The sequence below is a fragment of the Pseudomonas capsici genome (assembly GCF_017165765.1).
In the GTDB taxonomy this organism is placed as follows: Bacteria; Pseudomonadota; Gammaproteobacteria; order Pseudomonadales; family Pseudomonadaceae; genus Aquipseudomonas; species Aquipseudomonas capsici.
Genome location: NZ_JAFGZD010000001.1, coordinates 312,044 through 328,804, shown reverse-complemented (window position 1 = coordinate 328,804; position 16,761 = coordinate 312,044). Strand labels below are relative to the sequence as shown.

At 61.0% G+C, this 16,761-nt stretch carries 11 protein-coding genes and 2 riboswitches; of the genes, 5 read left to right on the top strand and 6 right to left on the bottom strand.

All coding sequences use genetic code 11. The annotated features are described in order from the left end of the window. Positions 1 to 26: 26 nt before the first annotated feature. Genes JSY17_RS01410 through cobW form a run of 3 tightly spaced genes read right to left on the bottom strand, consistent with a single transcriptional unit; the run spans position 27 to position 5,881 of the window. Positions 27 to 1,049, bottom strand: a complete 1,023-nt coding sequence (locus tag JSY17_RS01410) for an ATP-binding protein (RefSeq protein ID WP_206401170.1) — start codon at positions 1,047 to 1,049, stop codon at positions 27 to 29. Beyond that, a complete protein-coding gene (cobN, locus tag JSY17_RS01405) occupies positions 1,049 to 4,813 on the bottom strand; it encodes a cobaltochelatase subunit CobN (protein ID WP_206401167.1) in 3,765 nt (1,254 codons plus the stop codon). Before cobN ends, JSY17_RS01410 begins: the two co-directional genes overlap by 1 nt. Positions 4,814 to 4,816: 3 nt before the next feature. Then, positions 4,817 to 5,881 carry a cobalamin biosynthesis protein CobW gene (cobW, locus tag JSY17_RS01400; RefSeq protein WP_232849223.1) on the bottom strand — a complete coding sequence of 355 codons (1,065 nt, stop codon included), beginning with the start codon at positions 5,879 to 5,881 and terminating at the stop codon, positions 4,817 to 4,819. A 108-nt stretch (positions 5,882 to 5,989) separates the two neighbouring features. Then, positions 5,990 to 6,191, bottom strand: a riboswitch (cobalamin riboswitch). A gap of 57 nt (positions 6,192 to 6,248) precedes the next feature. After that, positions 6,249 to 6,463, top strand: a riboswitch (cobalamin riboswitch). A gap of 95 nt (positions 6,464 to 6,558) precedes the next feature. Between cobW and JSY17_RS01395 the strand changes: the two genes are divergently transcribed. The 4 genes from JSY17_RS01395 to cobM are packed head-to-tail and all read left to right on the top strand — an operon-like array spanning position 6,559 to position 8,663. Continuing rightward, positions 6,559 to 6,744 (top strand): CbtB domain-containing protein, encoded by a 186-nt coding sequence (locus tag JSY17_RS01395; RefSeq protein WP_117180893.1) that lies wholly within the window; start codon positions 6,559 to 6,561, stop codon positions 6,742 to 6,744. 11 nt (positions 6,745 to 6,755) lie between these two features. Further along, positions 6,756 to 7,460 (top strand): CbtA family protein, encoded by a 705-nt coding sequence (locus tag JSY17_RS01390; RefSeq protein ID WP_206401165.1) that lies wholly within the window; start codon positions 6,756 to 6,758, stop codon positions 7,458 to 7,460. Beyond that, complete coding sequence (locus tag JSY17_RS01385) at positions 7,441 to 7,902, top strand: cobalamin biosynthesis protein (RefSeq protein WP_206401163.1); 462 nt, start codon at positions 7,441 to 7,443, stop codon at positions 7,900 to 7,902. The genes JSY17_RS01390 and JSY17_RS01385 overlap by 20 nt, the downstream gene beginning before the upstream one ends. 14 nt (positions 7,903 to 7,916) lie before the next feature. Beyond that, complete coding sequence (gene cobM / locus JSY17_RS01380; protein ID WP_117180896.1) at positions 7,917 to 8,663, top strand: precorrin-4 C(11)-methyltransferase; 747 nt, start codon at positions 7,917 to 7,919, stop codon at positions 8,661 to 8,663. Between the two features lie 61 nt (positions 8,664 to 8,724). On the opposite strand, the gene nfuA is transcribed toward cobM, so the two are convergent. The 3 genes from nfuA to JSY17_RS01365 form a co-directional block, all read right to left on the bottom strand. Next, entirely contained in the window at positions 8,725 to 9,318 is a 594-nt protein-coding gene (gene nfuA / locus JSY17_RS01375; RefSeq protein WP_025259876.1) for a Fe-S biogenesis protein NfuA, read from the bottom strand. Positions 9,319 to 9,387: 69 nt separating this feature from the next. Next, complete coding sequence (locus tag JSY17_RS01370) at positions 9,388 to 10,410, bottom strand: acyltransferase family protein (protein ID WP_206401161.1); 1,023 nt, start codon at positions 10,408 to 10,410, stop codon at positions 9,388 to 9,390. A 167-nt stretch (positions 10,411 to 10,577) separates the two neighbouring features. Beyond that, a complete protein-coding gene (locus tag JSY17_RS01365) occupies positions 10,578 to 12,881 on the bottom strand; it encodes a fatty acid cis/trans isomerase (RefSeq protein WP_206401159.1) in 2,304 nt (767 codons plus the stop codon). 150 nt (positions 12,882 to 13,031) lie between these two features. Between JSY17_RS01365 and metH the strand changes: the two genes are divergently transcribed. Continuing rightward, complete coding sequence (metH, locus tag JSY17_RS01360) at positions 13,032 to 16,751, top strand: methionine synthase (protein WP_206401156.1); 3,720 nt, start codon at positions 13,032 to 13,034, stop codon at positions 16,749 to 16,751. Positions 16,752 to 16,761 lie beyond the last annotated feature (10 nt).

The following is a 16,761-nucleotide window of genomic DNA, read 5'->3' as shown; positions in this document are numbered from 1 at the left end:
CCCCTTTGCCGAACGAGGGCGGATGCCTAGGGCTTTTTTGGCCAGCTCGGCACTTCGCGGCGCGCACCGGTGGGTACAGGCCTGGCAGGCAGCTCACCCCAGTTGCCCTGCCCGCTCTGCGGCTGAGGTTCCTGTGGTCTGGCCTGTGGCGGTTCGGGGTTCTGGGTCGATGGCGCAGGATCGCGTCGACGATGCCTCAAGGCAAACTCGGCCACCGCATCGATATCCTGCTCCTCGATCATCCCGACGCCACGCCATGCGGCATGAGCCCGCGCAGCACGCAGCCAGACCAGATCGGCACGCATGCCATCGACGCCCGCCGCAAAGCAGCGCTCGGTCACAAGCCCCAGCGAACGGTCATCAAGCTCGATGGCGGGCAACAGCGCACGGGCCTGCTCGCAACGCTGCTTCAAGGCCTGCTGCCGACCTTGCCACGCCAGACAAAAGGCTTGAGGGTCGGCATCGAAATCCAGGCGACGACGGATGATCTGGCTGCGCTCGGTCGGCAACGTCTGTCCGCTCAAGGCCACATTCAAGCCGAAACGGTCCAGCAGTTGCGGGCGCAATTCGCCCTCTTCCGGGTTCATGGTGCCAATCAGCACGAATCGCGCCGCATGGCGGTGGGAAATGCCATCGCGCTCCACCAGGTTGGTGCCACTGGCAGCGACATCCAGCAGCAGGTCCACCAGATGGTCGGCCAGCAGGTTGACTTCATCCACATACAGCACGCCACCGTCCGCCTTGGCCAGAACACCGGGAGAAAACCGGGCACGCCCTTCGGACAGCGCCGCATCCAGATCCAGGGTGCCGACCAGCCGTTCTTCGGTAGCCCCCAGCGGCAAGGTGACAAACTGACCACTGGCCAGCAAATCCGCCAGACCACGGGCCAGGGTCGACTTGGCCATGCCGCGCGGCCCTTCGATGAGCACACCACCGATTTTCGGGTCGATGGCCGTCAGGCACAGCGCCAGTTTCAGATCATCGGCGCCCACCACAGCCGCCAGAGGAAAATGTGGGGTATCGGTCATGCTTGGGTCAGACAAGGTCATCAGCTCTCTTCTATATCCAGCAACAGGTCTTCCAGCGCTTCGCGATAGTCCCCCGGCTCCTGCCAGAGCCCACGCTGCTGGGCTTCGAGCATACGCTCGGTCATGTCGCGCAAGGCATCGGGGTTGTGCTCGCGGATGAAGTCGCGGGTCGACGGGTCAAGCAGGTACGCATCGGTCAGCAATGCATACTGATGGTCATCGATCAGTTCAGTGGTGGCATCGAACGCGAACAGGAAGTCCATGGTCGCAGCCATCTCGAATGCGCCTTTATAACCATGACGCTTGACGCCTTCGATCCACTTCGGATTCGCCGCCCGACTGCGAATCACCCGGTTCAGTTCTTCCTTGAGGGTACGGATTCGGGGCAAATCCGGCTGGCTGTTGTCACCATGGTAGCTGGCAGTCTTCTGCCCGATCAGGCTTTCGACGGCCGCCAGCATGCCTCCCTGAAACTGGTAATAGTCGTTGGAATCGAGCAGGTCATGCTCGCGATTGTCCTGGTTCTGCAACACGGCCTGAACCTGCGTCAGCCGGTGCGCGAACTGCTGGCGGGCCGGAGTGCCTTCATCGGCGGCACCATAGGCATAGCCGCCCCAGTTCAGATAGACCTCGGCCAGATCGTCACGGCTCTGCCACAGGCGACCGTCAATCGCTCCCTGCACACCCGCGCCATAAGCACCGGGTTTGGCTCCGAAGATGCGCCAGCCCGCCTGACGCGCCGCTTCGTCTTCGCTCAGACCGGCTTCCTGAAAGCTGCGGCGTTCTTCACGAACACGGGCGGCCAGGGGGTTCAGATCATCCGGCTCATCCAGCGCTGCCACGGCCTGCACCGCAGCATCGAACAGGCGGATCAGGTTGGCAAAGGCGTCACGGAAGAACCCGGACACCCGCAAGGTCACGTCGACACGGGGGCGATCCAGCAGGCTCAGCGGCAGAATCTCGAAATCATCGACCCGCTGACTCCCGGTCGCCCAGACCGGACGCACGCCCATCAGGGCCATGGCCTGGGCAATATCGTCGCCACCGGTGCGCATGGTGGCCGTGCCCCAGACTGACAGGCCGAGCTGGCGCAGGTGATCCCCATGATCCTGAAGATGGCGTTCCAGCAACAGGTTGGCCGACTGGAAGCCGATGCGCCAGGCCGTAGTGGTCGGCAGGTTGCGCACATCGACGGTAAAGAAGTTGCGGCCAGTGGGAAGCACGTCCAGCCGCCCGCGACTCGGTGCACCGCTCGGCCCGGCAGGCACGAAACGGCCATCCAGGGCATCCAGCAGGCCGCGCATTTCTCCGCGGCCGCAGGCATCCAGGCGCGGGGCGACCACATCGCGAAGGCTCTCCAGAACCAGTGTCAGCTCGGGATGATCCGGCAGCTCGTCGATCGCCTCCTCTGCAACGACTCGCTCGATCAGAATCGCGGCATACAGCTCAAGCCGCTCTCGGGTATCGCCGGTAGTGCGCCACGGATCGTCACTCACTGCCAGCAAGGCAGACGGCCGCGGACCGTTCCAGGGTTCGGCCAGTTCGCAATCCAGCGGGTCGAAATCCAGCGCCAGAGCCTTGGCCAACACACGCAACAGACTCGACTGCGCGCCACGCCCATCGCCACGGGGAATGCGCAGCAGTGCCAGCAGCGTGTCGATGCGCAGACGGCCTTGGGGGGATTGGCCGAAGACATGCAGGCCATCGCGGATCTGCGACTCCTTCAAGTCACACAGGTAGGTGTCCAGACGCGGCAGCCAGATGGCGGCATCGGCGTCGCTGCCGATGGAGTCGTCCAGCGCCAGTTCGCGGTCGATACGGGTTTCGCGCACCAGTCTGAGAATGTCACGCTGCAGTTCCTGCGCCCGGCGCGGGTCAAGCAGTTGCGCTTCGTAATACTCGTCGGCCAGCAGTTCCAGATTGCGCAGCGGACCGTAGGTTTCGGCGCGGGTCAGAGGCGGCATCAGATGGTCGATGATAACCGCCTGGGTGCGACGCTTGGCCTGGGCACCCTCGCCCGGATCGTTGACGATAAAGGGGTAGATATTGGGCATTGCGCCCAGCACTGCATCGGGCCAGCAGTCTTGAGACAGACCGACGCCCTTGCCCGGCAGCCATTCCAGATTGCCATGTTTGCCCACATGCAGCAGCGCATGGGCACCATAGGCCTTGCGCAGCCAGAAGTAGAACGCGAGATAACCGTGAGGCGGCACCAGATCAGGGTCGTGGTAGACCGCACTGGGGTCCACCTGATAGCCGCGGGCTGGCTGGATGCCGACAAAGGTCAGGCCAAAGCGGATACCGGCAATCATCATCCGCCCGCTGCGGAACATCGGGTCGTTCTGCGGCGCGCCCCAGCGGCTATTCACGGCATCGCGACTGGCCTGAGGCAAGTCATTGAAGGCATCGAGGTACTCGTCCAGCGCCATGCTTTGTTGGCAAGGGCGCAGATCGATACTGTCCAGATCGTTGGTGACGCCGCCCAGCAATTGCTGAATCAGCGCAGTGCCGCTTTCGGGCAGTTGCGCCAGCGGATACCCCTCATCCTGCATGGCGCGCAGGATATTCAGCGCCGCCGCAGGTGTGTCGAGCCCTACCCCGTTGCCGATCCGGCCATCGCGGGTCGGGTAGTTGGCCAGGATCAGCGCCACCCGTTTGCTGGAATTGGGCAGGCGCGCCAGTTCGATCCAGCGTCGTGCCAGTTGCGCGACGAAGTCCATACGCTCGGGATGGGCGCGATAGCACACCACATCCGACTGGCTACGCTCGCTGCGCCAGGCCAGGTCCTTGAAGCTGATGGGCCGGCTGATGATTCGCCCGTCCAGTTCCGGCAAGGCAATGTGCATCGCCAGATCCCGCGCTCCAAGCCCCTGCTCGCTGGCCTGCCAGGCGGGCTGGTTGTCCTGGGCGCAGATGGCCTGAATCACCGGCACATTGCGACGAAACGGCCGCAGATGCGGCGCTTCGGGACTGGATTGGGCAAAGCCCGTGGTATTGAGGATCAGCTCGGCTTCGACTTCATCCAGCCAGTCCTCGACCATGCTCAGACAACCCGGCTCCTTGAGACTGGCCAGCGCAATCGGCAAGGGGTTGAGCCCTTCGGCCTGTAAGCGCTCGCAGAACACATCGATGAAACCGGTATTGGCCGCCTGCAAGTGAGAGCGATAGAACAGCAACGCGACCACCGGACACCCCGGTGTCCAGTCTGCCTGCCAGTCCGGCAGCGTAGCCGTCGCCTTGTGCGGGTGATAGATGGCCGTGCGTGGTAATGGCTGGGGTTCGGCCCATGGATAATCGCGCTCCAGCCAGTTGCTGGCCATGCAACGATAAAGATCCAGAGCATTCTGCAAGCCGCCCTGACGCAAGAACTGCCAGAGCCGGTCCCGGGCCTCGGCAGGCACGGTGCTCAGGTCGCTCAGTTCCGGATCGGGACGATCATCGCCCGGCACCAGAATCACCTGCACGCCTTGGGCCGCCAGTTCCATCAAGCGCTCGACACCATAGCGCCAGTAGCCGATGCCACCATGCAGGGAAATCAGAATGACCCTGGCATGGCGCAACACCTCATCGACATACAAATCCACCGAGGCGTGGTTCTGCACCTGCATCGGGTTGGCCAGACGCAGGCTCGGGTAATCGTCGGGCAGTTGCTGCGCAGCTTCGGCCAGCAGAGCCAGGCTTGAATCACCGCTGCAGAGAATCACCAGCTCGGCCGGCGTCTGCCCCAGGTCGGCAATGCTGTCGTCGGGTACGAAACCGCCCGGCTGGGTTCTCAGCAAGTGCATGGATCAGCCGGCAATCGCAGCGTTGAGTTGCGCTTCCAGCGCCACGGCATCCAGTTCCTGACCGATCAGCACCAGATTGGTGATGCGCTCTTCGTCGGCGCGCCAGGCGCGGTCGAAATGCTTGTCGAAGCGCGTGCCCACGCCCTGGATCAGCAGGCGCATCGGCTTGCCGGGGATGGCAGCAAAGCCCTTGATCCGCAGAATGCCGTGCTTGACCACCAGTTGCGTCAGGGCATCGAGCAGCAGGCTTTCGTCAGCCTGTGGCAACTTGATGGAAATCGAATCGAAAGCATCGTGATCGTGGTCGTCATGATCCTCATCGTCGTGATGGTCATGGTGGGTCTTGCGACCGTCGATATGCAGCTCCGACTCGGCACCCACGCCCAGCAGTACATTGATTGGCAGACGGCCATTGCTGGCTTCGATGACCTTGACCGCCGGTGGCAGCTCTTCGGCAACTTCGGCACGTACCGCAGCCAGACCTTCGGCGTCGATCATGTCGGCCTTGTTGAGAATCACCAGATCGGCGCTGGCCAACTGATCGGCGAACAGCTCATGCAGCGGGGATTCGTGGTCCAGGTTCGGATCGAGCTTGCGCTGGGCATCCACCTGATCCGGGAAAGCGGCGAAAGTGCCCGCCGCTACCGCAGGGCTGTCCACGACCGTGATGACCGCATCGACGGTGCAGGCATTGCGGATTTCCGGCCACTGGAAGGCCTGGACCAGAGGTTTTGGCAGCGCCAGGCCCGAGGTTTCAATAAGGATATGGTCCAGATCACCGCGACGTGCCACCAGTTCACGCATCACCGGGAAGAACTCTTCCTGCACCGTGCAGCACAGGCAGCCGTTGGCCAGCTCATAGACGCGGCCGCTGGCTTCTTCTTCGGTACAGCCGATGGTGCATTGCTTGAGGATTTCGCCGTCGATACCCAGTTCGCCGAATTCATTGACGATCACTGCTATACGACGCCCTTCGGCGTTATCGAGCATGTGCCGCAACAGGGTGGTCTTGCCCGAGCCCAGGAAGCCGGTAACGATGGTGACGGGAAGTTTGGCCAGTGTTTTCATCGGATGCCCTTTGGCAATACGGCGGGCAAGCAGGACGAGAACCGTGCGCTGCACACGGATCGATTCGCCACCGGATCACCCCGCCCGGTTGTAGTGAGAATTCGTGGGCCTGTGGCCCGGTTCGAGGCAGGTCTCCTGGCTTACGGCGGCGTGTCGAAAGGACAGGCATTCATTGCGCCTTCCCGCTCGCGCAGTGGCCATGCAATGAAATCACCGTTTACAGTTGCGGGGGCAGCTGCGGCTTGGACCGCATTCCCGTCTTAGCCCGACCTTTCACACAAGGCCGAGAACCTCAAGTGCGCAAGGCTACGCAGAGGTCGAAGGCAGGTCAATCGTTCAGATTGACGTTCACAGCCGCCCATGCTCTCCTACACAGCTTGTTACGGGTGCCCCTCACGGGGTGAAACGGGAAACCGGTGCGCTCAGTTACCCCTGAGTCAGTCCGGTGCTGCCCCCGCAACGGTAAGCGAGAGAAGATCAGAGCCACTGTGCCATGGCATGGGAAGGTGATCCTGAAGGCGTCGAAGCTGAATGTCGATACCCCTCGCGAGCCCGGAGACCGGCCCGATACCGACTCAATGACACACCCGCGGTGGGCGGGCGCAGTTGAAGCCTTCTGACGTCCGTCAGCAGGTTCCTGTGCGCATGCCTGCCTGACGAAACCAGAGGGAAGCGCCATGTCCACCATCAGCAGCAGCCAGTCGAGCACCACCACTTCCACCCAGGCCCAACGCCTGACCGCCGCCATCGGTGCAGCGATTCTTGGTGCCTGCCTGGTGTATTTCGCCGGTTTCTCGCACATTGCCGCCGTTCACAACGCTGCCCACGACACCCGCCACAGCGCCGCCTTCCCTTGCCATTGAGACCCGACGCCATGTTCAAGCGAATCATTCAGACGGCAGGTTTCAGCGGTCTGCTGGCGGCCCTGTTGCTGACCCTGCTGCAAAGCTTCTGGGTCTCGCCCCTGATTCTTCAGGCCGAAACCTACGAAAAGGCGCCCGCCGAGCACGTACACGAACATGAGCACACCGAGGGTTCGGTTGCAGGACACAGCCACGATGAAGAAGCCTGGGAGCCGGAGGACGGCTGGCAGCGCATTCTCTCTACGACCGGCGGCAATCTGGTGGTCGCGGTGGGTTTTGCCCTGATGCTGGTGGCGCTCTATACGCTGCGCGCACCGGGCCGCACCTCCCAGGGCGCGCTGTGGGGGCTGGCCGGTTTTGCGGTCTTTGTCCTCGCGCCGACGCTGGGCCTGCCACCGGAGTTGCCAGGTACTGCGGCTGCCGATCTGAACCTGCGCCAATACTGGTGGATCGGGACTGCGGCCTCCACGGCTGCGGGTCTGGCCTTGATCGCCTTCAGCCAGAACTGGCTGCTCAAGGTGCTGGGCGCGGCCATTATGGTCTTACCGCATTTGCTTGGCGCGCCACAGCCATTGACGCATGAGAGCCTGGCCCCCGAAGCTCTGGAATCGCAGTTCATCCTGGCTTCGCTGCTGACCAATGCGCTGTTCTGGGTGGCCCTGGGTCTGATCAGTGCCTGGCTGTTCCGTCGCAACAATGCCGACCTCCACGCCTGATCATGGCATCGAGCAATCCGGCCCTGTCCTTGTGGCAGGCCTGGGTTGCCAGCGCGGCTGCACGGCGGCGAAGCTGCTGGAACTGATCGAAAGCAGCCTCAAAGCCCACGACCTGAAAGTGGACGCCATCACCGCCCTCGCTTCCATCGACCTCAAACAGGACGAGCCGGGGTTGCAGGAACTGGCTGAAAAGCTGTCAGTGCCGCTGATCTTCTTCAGCGCCTCGCAAATGGCAGAATACGAACCACAACTGACTCACCGCTCACCAACGGCTTTCCGGCACACAGGCTGCCTCGGGGTTGCCGAAAGCGCAGCGCTGGCACTGGCCAGCCAATTGAGCAAAAGCCCGGCAACACTGGTGATCGAACGCCAGAAGAACGCCTGTGCAACATTTGCCCTGGCGAGCAGAGTCGATAACCCACTGTTCATTCATCCCGCCTGATTCAGGAGAATATATTGACTGTCTTTTTCATCGGCGCAGGCCCTGGCGATCCCGATCTGATCACCGTCAAGGGACAACGACTGATCCATAGCTGCCCGGTCATCATCTATGCCGGATCACTGGTGCCGGTGGCAGTACTGGATGGCAATCGAGCCGTTCAGGTGGTCAACAGTGCCGAGCTGCACCTGGAACAGATCATCTCCTTGATGAAATCTGCTCATGAACAAGGCCGGGATGTGGCCAGGGTGCACTCCGGCGACCCGAGCCTGTATGGCGCGATTGGCGAACAGATTCGCCGCCTGCGCGAGCTGGACATTCCCTTTGAAATCATTCCCGGTGTAACGGCCACAGCCGCCTGCGCAGCCTTGCTGGGTACCGAACTGACATTGCCGGACATTTCCCAGAGCGTGATCCTGACCCGCTACGCCGACAAGACGTCGATGCCCGCTGGCGAAGAGCTGGCAAGCCTGGCCCAGCATCGCGCCACCATGGCCATTCATCTCGGGGTCAGCAACCTGCAGAAAATCGTCGAAGAACTGATACCGCATTACGGCGCGGACTGCCCGATAGCCGTGGTCCATCGCGCAAGCTGGCCGGATCAGGACTGGGTTCTGGGCACCCTGGCCGACATTCACGACAAGGTGCAGGAGAAGGGATTCAAGCGTACGGCGCTGATTCTGGTCGGTCGTGTACTGGCTGACGATACGTTTGGCGATTCATCGCTGTATCGCGCCGGACATGCGCATCTGTTCAGGCCCTGAAGATGTTCGCGAATGAATTCGCTCCCACGGCAGGAACGGATTCATTCGCGGAGAAAACAACTCAGTAGTAAGCGTTTTCTTTCTGGGTATGGTCAGTCACATCACGCACACCCGACAGCTCGGGAATACGCTCCAGCAAGGTACGCTCGATACCTTCCTTCAAGGTGACATCGGCCTGACCGCAGCCCTGGCAACCACCACCGAACTGCAGAACGGCGATATTGCGCTCTTCTTCCTCGATCACGTCGATCAGGGTCACCTGACCACCGTGGCTGGCGAGCCCCGGATTGATCTCGGTTTGCAGGTAGTAGTTGATGCGCTCGTTGATCGGGCTGTCGGCATTGACCATCGGCACCTTGGCGTTTGGCGCCTTGATGGTCAACTGGCCGCCCATGCGATCGGTGGCGTAATCGACCACGGCGTCATCCAGAAAGGCTTCGCTGAAACCGTCGATCCAGGCCGTGAAGCTCTTGAGGCCAATGGCCTTGTCTTCAGGTTTTTCTTCGCCCGGCTTGCAGTAGGCAATGCAGGTTTCAGCGTACTGGGTGCCAGGCTGGGTGATAAACACGCGGATGCCGATACCCGGGGTATTCTGCTTTTCCAGCAGATCGGCCAGATAATCGTGGGCAGCATCGGTAATAGTGATAGCGGTCATGAACGTTCCTCGCAGACTTGCGGGCAGTTTACGCCAATCGGATGCGCATACAAAGTCCTAGTGTTTTTGTCAGGAAAGAGCAACAGCGCCTCCACCCTCCCGACGAGCATCCAGACTACGACGCATCCGGCGATACAGGCCCTTCTCGATCCACTCGTAACTGCACCATGCGCCGATGGCGATGATCGGCACGCAGAAGGCAAATACCACATACGGATTCAAGGCAAAGCGCTGAGCCATTAGCAGGCCGCCATAAAGCACCAGAACATGCAGCAGATAGACCGAATAGGAACAGTCCCCCATGGACTTGAGCAAGCGACTGCGACGCAAGTAGGGCTCAAGCGAGATGGCGCAGAACACGATCAGGGCGCTTGGCAGCCCCCAGTTCAGCAGGCGCTGCTCGTTGGTCAGGTGATGAATCACCATCATGGCGGCGACCATACCCGCCAATGGCAGCCATAGCCCTTCCTTGATCCAGCCCCGGCGATACAGCATGCCGATGCCGATCCCCAGCAGGAACTCGTAGACGATGTCGTTACCGTAGAACCGGCTGATCAGGCCGCTGCGAGCCAGAATCTCGGTCACGGCAAAGAGTGCTGCGGCGATGATCAGGGGCCGATGGCGTTGCTCGAACAGAAACACCATGGAAAACAGCACGTAAAACAGCATCTCGTAGTTCAAGGTCCAGCCGACGTTCAACGTGGGGTACAGGCCATAACCACCGGGGTTTTCAGAAGGGATGAAAAACAGCGAAAGCAGGAAGTTCTGCCAGCCGATCACCTGATGCGGCAACCAGGGAGCCGCCACCAGCAGCAACAGTCCCATGGCAGCGGTATACAGCCAGTAGGCGGGAACGATACGGATCAGGCGGTGCAGGATGAAACGCCCGGCGGGCATGTCGCTGTTATGGGTCGAGAGGTAAATCACCAGTCCGCTGATGACAAAGAAGATATCGACGCCCACGGCGCCCTTGGAAACAAAGAACTCGCCAACGGGACCGCTGGCCTTGAAATCGAAAAAAATCTGCATGAAGTGATGACACACAACAACCCACGCGGCGAAAGCCCGTAAAGCCTGAACCGAAATCAACATCTACCCAACCTCTTGTCACCTGCCTTTTCAACCAAGCCCGACACTCGAAGTGAGCCGGACGCGCATGGGGTCGGACAGTCAGATGACAAAAAAGATCAGAGAAATCCTGTTTCGTTCAGGAAACAGTAGTGGCCGCAGGCCACGATTTACGTGGCCTGCGACGACTTCTACAGGTTTTCGTAGCGGTTCATGTCCAGCACACCGCTCTCTCGCGGCTCGGTCTCCTGAATATACCGATTGATGTCATGGAAATAGGTCCAGAACAGCGGATGGGTACGCCGCACACCCCAGCGTTCCACAATTTTCTCGAACCCGGCCTGATCCTTGACCTGCTGCATGGCATCGACGAAACCGGGCACTTCAGCGGCCGGGATGTTGAACATGAAGTTCGGATAGCTGCTGAGCACACCCGGGTAAATGGTCAGGGTGTCCAGGCCCGGCTGATAACGATAGGACTCGCCCAGCAGGAAGGCCACGTTACTGTGAGCGCGGTTGCGCAGCATGCTGTACATCATGCGTTTGCCGCTGGCGTCTTCGACACGCAACATGGTCGCCTCGGGCAACTGATCGATGACCTTGAGGCCCGCAGCAGGCCGTGAAACCAGCCGACTGAGGGACTGTTCTGCCTGGGCAAAGGCAGGACCGATACCCGGCCGCGAGCAGTAAGCGCCCAGACAGCGGTTGATCGGGTCCGGTGCGGCATTGAGCGTACCGGAGCGCTGAATCAACTGCCGTGCGAAGTCCTGACGAGGATGATGCCCGTCGAGTTTCAGGCCGCTGGCGGTATCGCCATCGATGCGCTGGTAGTCCAGCCACATCTTGAACTTGCCGGAATCCTGATACAGATCACTCAGCATCTTCTCGCGCTTGTCTGCCGGCATCAGACGCAGGAAGTTGATTTCCGCGCCGTTGCGAATCAGGTCGAAATAAAGCCGGGTCTGGGCCTGATGGGAAATATTGCCGTAGACGTCGAAGTTCACTGCCAACTGGTAATAGGTGCGTTCCAGCAGCGGATAGTCGAATAGCCACAGCGAATGCGGAACATCGCCAATCAACCCCTTGGTCACGGAGGCGCTGTCGAAATGACGGAACACCGTCAGCAGCGAGTTATCGTTACCGGCCCACAGCGTCGACCAGCTCGGTGGCGTCATGCTGGCGTAGCTGTCGCGGCGCAGATCCTCATAGGCGTTGCGACGGTCCCGGTACGAAAGCCACAGACTCAGGATGCTGCCGACTTCATCGTTCTGACCCGGCATGGCCAGCAAAGGCGTTGCCTGCCCGCGATACTGGGCATCGGTGATGTAACGATCATGACCCGGCTCCTGGAACAGCACCCAGAAATGGTCGCGGATCACGTCGGTCGCAATCTGGCCACGGCACACCGGCCCGCGGATGAAGGTGCGCACGAAGTATTCGGCGTTATCGAGCATGAACTGATAACGCGCCTGCGCCGGAATCGCCTCGAAGGTCAGGAACGGGTTGGCACGATGCCCCGGGCCATAGCCAGGCATTGCATTCACGCTCCAGCTGGAGCTGTAAAACAGTTCCTTGACCCGTTTGAGCTTCTGGGGGCTCATCGGGTAGGTGATGTGAGTCTTGTGGACGATCACGCCCTGTACGGGAATCAGCCGGTAATAGAAGTCATTGCCCGGATCGTCGTTGGGACGCCGGGTGGCAATCAGATCGACAGGCTTGCCGCTTGGCGTGCGCGAGCGGACCCACTGGAAGAAATGCCCGGTATCGCCGCCTTCAAAATAGACGTGAGCCAGAAACAGATGCTCGTACAGCCAGCGGCCCACCAGCGCTTCTCTGGAGCCCGGACGATTGAGCAAGGCTTCCCATTCGGCGATCTGAGCAGCCTCGGCGATATTGGGCCTGATGGGCTGCTGCTCAACCGGCGCACCGGCTGCCAGCCAGCGTTGCAGGGTCTGGTATTCGGCATCGCTCAGACCGGCCACTGCCAGCGGCATGCCACCCGTGGGATGCGCCTGGGCATAGGCCGGGAATTCGCCCGGTAACGGGCAGAGGTTTTCCCGGTTCAGGCCCAGCACGATGTCGTCCGGGATCTTGCTGTTGGGCGGTAATGGCGCACTGTGGCCCAGTTCCAGCATGCGGGCCATCAGGGAAGCCTGACTGCCCTGGGCATCGAGCACCGAATAAAAGTCCTTGCTCCGCCAGGCATCGGTGCCCTGCGCATCATAGAACAGACGAGTCGGTGTCATCGCGGCACTGCGCTCGCCCTGATAGACCGGCATCTTGTTGGCCCCGCGACTCATGCCTTCGCCGCTGCCCAGATTCAACTGGCAAGGCGCATCGTTACAGGCATGGCAGGCCACACACTTCTGAGTCAGGATCGGCTGGATATCACGCACATAGGAAATATTCGGTGCCGATGCCGCAGGCACTCCCTGAGCCTGGACAGCGCAGCACCACAACAGCAGAACGAGGCTTTGCAACGAGCGGTACGGCATATCCGGGGCCTTGAAATCAAATCGCGCAATTCTACAGGGGATAGCGGGTTTCAACATGAGCTATTTTCATGCAAAGCCGCCATCAACACCAAAAGCGCTCCGGTTTGGTATGATCTCGGCCCTCTGTATCGGCCTTTCCAAGGTATTCCCATGTCTGACCGCAGCGCCCGCCATCAAGCCTTTCTCAACGCTCTGAAACAGAGGATCCTGATCCTCGATGGCGGCATGGGCACCATGATCCAGAGCTACAGGCTCGAGGAAGAGGATTACCGTGGCAAACGTTTTGCCGACTGGCCGAGCGATGTCAAAGGCAACAACGACCTGCTGGTCCTGACTCGTCCCGATGTGATCGGTGCCATCGAGAAGGCCTATCTGGATGCCGGCGCAGACATTCTGGAAACCAACACCTTCAACGCCACTCAGGTTTCCCAGGCCGATTACGGCATGGAGGCGCTGGTCTACGAGCTGAACGTGGAAGGCGCACGCCTGGCGCGCAAGGTGGCCGATGCCAAGACCCTCGAAACCCCGGACAAGCCGCGCTTTGTCGCGGGTGTACTCGGCCCGACCAGTCGCACCTGCTCCCTGTCGCCGGACGTAAACAACCCCGGCTATCGCAACGTGACCTTCGACGAACTGGTCGAAAACTACACCGAAGCCACTCGCGGCCTGATCGAAGGCGGTGCCGACCTGATCCTGATCGAAACCATCTTCGACACCCTCAACGCCAAGGCGGCGATCTTCGCCGTGCAGGGTGTCTTCGAGGAAATCGGCTTCGAGCTGCCGATCATGATTTCCGGCACCATTACCGATGCTTCGGGCCGTACCCTGTCGGGCCAGACCACCGAAGCCTTCTGGAACTCCATCAGCCACGCCAAACCGATCTCGGTAGGCCTGAACTGCGCCCTGGGTGCCAGTGACCTGCGCCCTTACCTGCAGGAGCTGGCCACCAAGGCCAACACCCATGTTTCCGCGCACCCGAACGCCGGCCTGCCCAACGCCTTCGGCGAATACGATGAGTTGCCCAGCCAGACGGCAAAGATCATCGAGGAATTCGCTCAGAGCGGCTTCCTGAACATCGTCGGCGGCTGCTGCGGCACCACGCCTGCGCACATCAAGGCGATTGCCGAAGCCGTATCCGGCTACGCGCCGCGCCAGATCCCGGATATTCCTAAGGCCTGCCGCCTGTCGGGTCTCGAGCCGTTCACCATCGATCGCCAGTCGCTGTTCGTCAACGTCGGCGAGCGCACCAACATCACCGGTTCCGCCCGCTTCGCCCGCCTGATCCGTGAAGACAACTACACCGAAGCCCTGGAAGTCGCCCTGCAGCAGGTCGAAGCCGGTGCCCAGGTGATCGACATCAACATGGACGAAGGGATGCTGGACTCGAAGAAGGCCATGGTGACCTTCCTCAACCTGATCGCAGGCGAGCCGGACATCTCCCGCGTGCCGATCATGATCGACTCCTCCAAGTGGGACGTGATCGAAGCCGGCCTCAAATGCATCCAGGGCAAGGGCATCGTCAACTCCATCAGCATGAAGGAAGGCGTCGAGCAGTTCATCCATCATGCACGACTCTGCAAGCGCTATGGCGCTGCGGTGGTGGTCATGGCGTTCGACGAAGCCGGTCAGGCCGATACCGAAGCGCGCAAGAAGGAAATCTGCAAGCGCTCCTACGACATCCTCGTCAATGAAGTGGGCTTCCCGCCGGAAGACATCATCTTCGACCCGAACATCTTCGCCATTGCTACCGGCATCGAAGAGCACAACAACTATGCTGTGGACTTCATCAATGCCTGCGCCTATATCCGTGACGAACTGCCCTATGCCCTGAGCTCCGGCGGCGTTTCCAACGTGTCGTTCTCGTTCCGCGGCAACAACCCGGTGCGCGAGGCGATTCACTCGGTATTCCTGCTGCATGCGATCCGCAACGGCCTGAGCATGGGTATCGTCAACGCCGGTCAGCTGGAAATCTACGACCAGATCCCGGCCGAATTGCGCGAGCGGGTCGAAGACGTGGTGCTCAACCGTACCCCCGAAGGCACCGACGCGCTGCTGGCGATTGCCGACAGCTTCAAGGGTGATGGCAGCGTCAAGGAAGCCGAAACCGAAGAGTGGCGCAACTGGCCGGTGAATCAGCGCCTCGAGCATGCGCTGGTCAAGGGCATCACCACTCACATCGTCGAAGACACCGAAGAATCCCGCCTGTCCTTCTCGCGCCCGATCGAAGTGATCGAAGGCCCGCTGATGGCCGGCATGAACGTGGTGGGCGATCTGTTCGGCTCCGGGAAAATGTTCCTGCCGCAGGTCGTGAAATCCGCCCGCGTGATGAAGCAGGCCGTGGCGCACCTGATCCCGTTCATCGAGCTGGAAAAAGGCGACAAGCCCGAAGCCAAGGGCAAGATCCTGATGGCCACGGTCAAGGGCGACGTGCACGACATCGGCAAGAACATCGTCGGCGTGGTACTGGGCTGCAACGGCTACGACATCGTTGACCTGGGCGTCATGGTGCCAGCCGAGAAGATCCTGCAAGTGGCTCGCGACGAGAAGTGCGACATCATCGGCCTGTCCGGCCTGATCACGCCTTCGCTGGACGAAATGGTCCATGTCGCCCGCGAGATGCAGCGCCAGGATTTCCATCTGCCGTTGATGATCGGCGGCGCGACCACTTCCAAGGCGCATACGGCGGTCAAGATCGAGCCCAAATACAGCAACGACGCCGTGGTGTATGTCACCGACGCTTCCCGCGCCGTGGGTGTAGCCACCCAGTTGCTGTCCAAGGAACTGAAAGCCGGCTTTATCGAGAAAACCCGCCGCGAGTACGTCGAAGTCCGGGAACGCACCTCGGCTCGCAGCGCCCGTACCGAACGCCTGAGCTATGGCGCGGCCGTGGCGAAAAAGCCGCAATTCGACTGGAACAGCTACGAACCGGCCAAACCAACCTTCACCGGCACCCGCATCCTTGAAGATATAGACCTGGATGTGCTGGCCGAATACATCGACTGGACGCCGTTCTTCATTTCCTGGGATCTGGCCGGCAAATACCCGCGCATCCTGACCGACGAAGTGGTCGGCGAAGCTGCCACCACGCTGTTTGCCGATGCCCAGCAGATGCTGCGCAAGCTGATCGACGAAAAACTGATCAGCGCCCGTGCGGTATTCGGCTTCTGGCCTGCCAATCAGGTCAATGACGATGATCTGGAAGTCTACGGCGAAGACGGCCAGCCACTGGCGAAGCTGCATCACCTGCGCCAGCAGATCATCAAGACCGATGGCAAGCCGAACTTCTCCCTGGCCGATTTCGTGGCGCCCAAGGACAGCGGCGTGACCGACTATATAGGCGGTTTCATCACCACTGCCGGCATCGGTGCCGAAGAAGTGGCCAAGGCCTATCAGGACAAGGGCGACGACTATAACTCGATCATGGTCAAGGCACTGGCCGACCGTCTGGCCGAAGCCTGCGCCGAATGGCTGCACCAACAGGTGCGCAAGGAGTACTGGGGCTACGCCAGGGACGAGCATCTGGACAACGAAGCGCTTATCAAGGAGCAATATGTGGGCATCCGCCCGGCACCGGGTTACCCGGCCTGCCCGGATCACACCGAGAAAAGCACCCTGTTCGCCCTGCTCGACCCGCTGCCTGAAGGTACGCCGCCCCATACGCCCGGCAAGAGCGGTGTATTCCTCACCGAGCACTACGCCATGTTCCCGGCTGCCGCTGTCAGTGGCTGGTACTTCGCCCATCCGCAGGCGCAATACTTCGCTGTGGGCAAGATCGACAAGGATCAGGTCGAAAGCTACACCGCTCGCAAAGGTCAGGATCTGAACGTGACCGAACGCTGGCTGGCCCCCAACCTGGGTTACGACGAGTAATCCGTCGCCT

Bases quoted from the DNA above. Each gene is read 5' to 3' on its own strand.
- JSY17_RS01410 (WP_206401170.1), bottom strand. From the start codon at position 1,049: ATGACCTTGTCTGACCCAAGCATGACCGATACCCCACATTTTCCTCTG.
- cobN (WP_206401167.1), bottom strand. From the start codon at position 4,813: ATGCACTTGCTGAGAACCCAGCCGGGCGGTTTCGTACCCGACGACAGC.
- cobW (WP_232849223.1), bottom strand. From the start codon at position 5,881: ATGAAAACACTGGCCAAACTTCCCGTCACCATCGTTACCGGCTTCCTG.
- JSY17_RS01395 (WP_117180893.1), top strand. From the start codon at position 6,559: ATGTCCACCATCAGCAGCAGCCAGTCGAGCACCACCACTTCCACCCAG.
- JSY17_RS01390 (WP_206401165.1), top strand. From the start codon at position 6,756: ATGTTCAAGCGAATCATTCAGACGGCAGGTTTCAGCGGTCTGCTGGCG.
- JSY17_RS01385 (WP_206401163.1), top strand. From the start codon at position 7,441: ATGCCGACCTCCACGCCTGATCATGGCATCGAGCAATCCGGCCCTGTC.
- nfuA (WP_025259876.1), bottom strand. From the start codon at position 9,318: ATGACCGCTATCACTATTACCGATGCTGCCCACGATTATCTGGCCGAT.
- JSY17_RS01370 (WP_206401161.1), bottom strand. From the start codon at position 10,410: ATGTTGATTTCGGTTCAGGCTTTACGGGCTTTCGCCGCGTGGGTTGTT.
- JSY17_RS01365 (WP_206401159.1), bottom strand. From the start codon at position 12,881: ATGCCGTACCGCTCGTTGCAAAGCCTCGTTCTGCTGTTGTGGTGCTGC.
- metH (WP_206401156.1), top strand. From the start codon at position 13,032: ATGTCTGACCGCAGCGCCCGCCATCAAGCCTTTCTCAACGCTCTGAAA.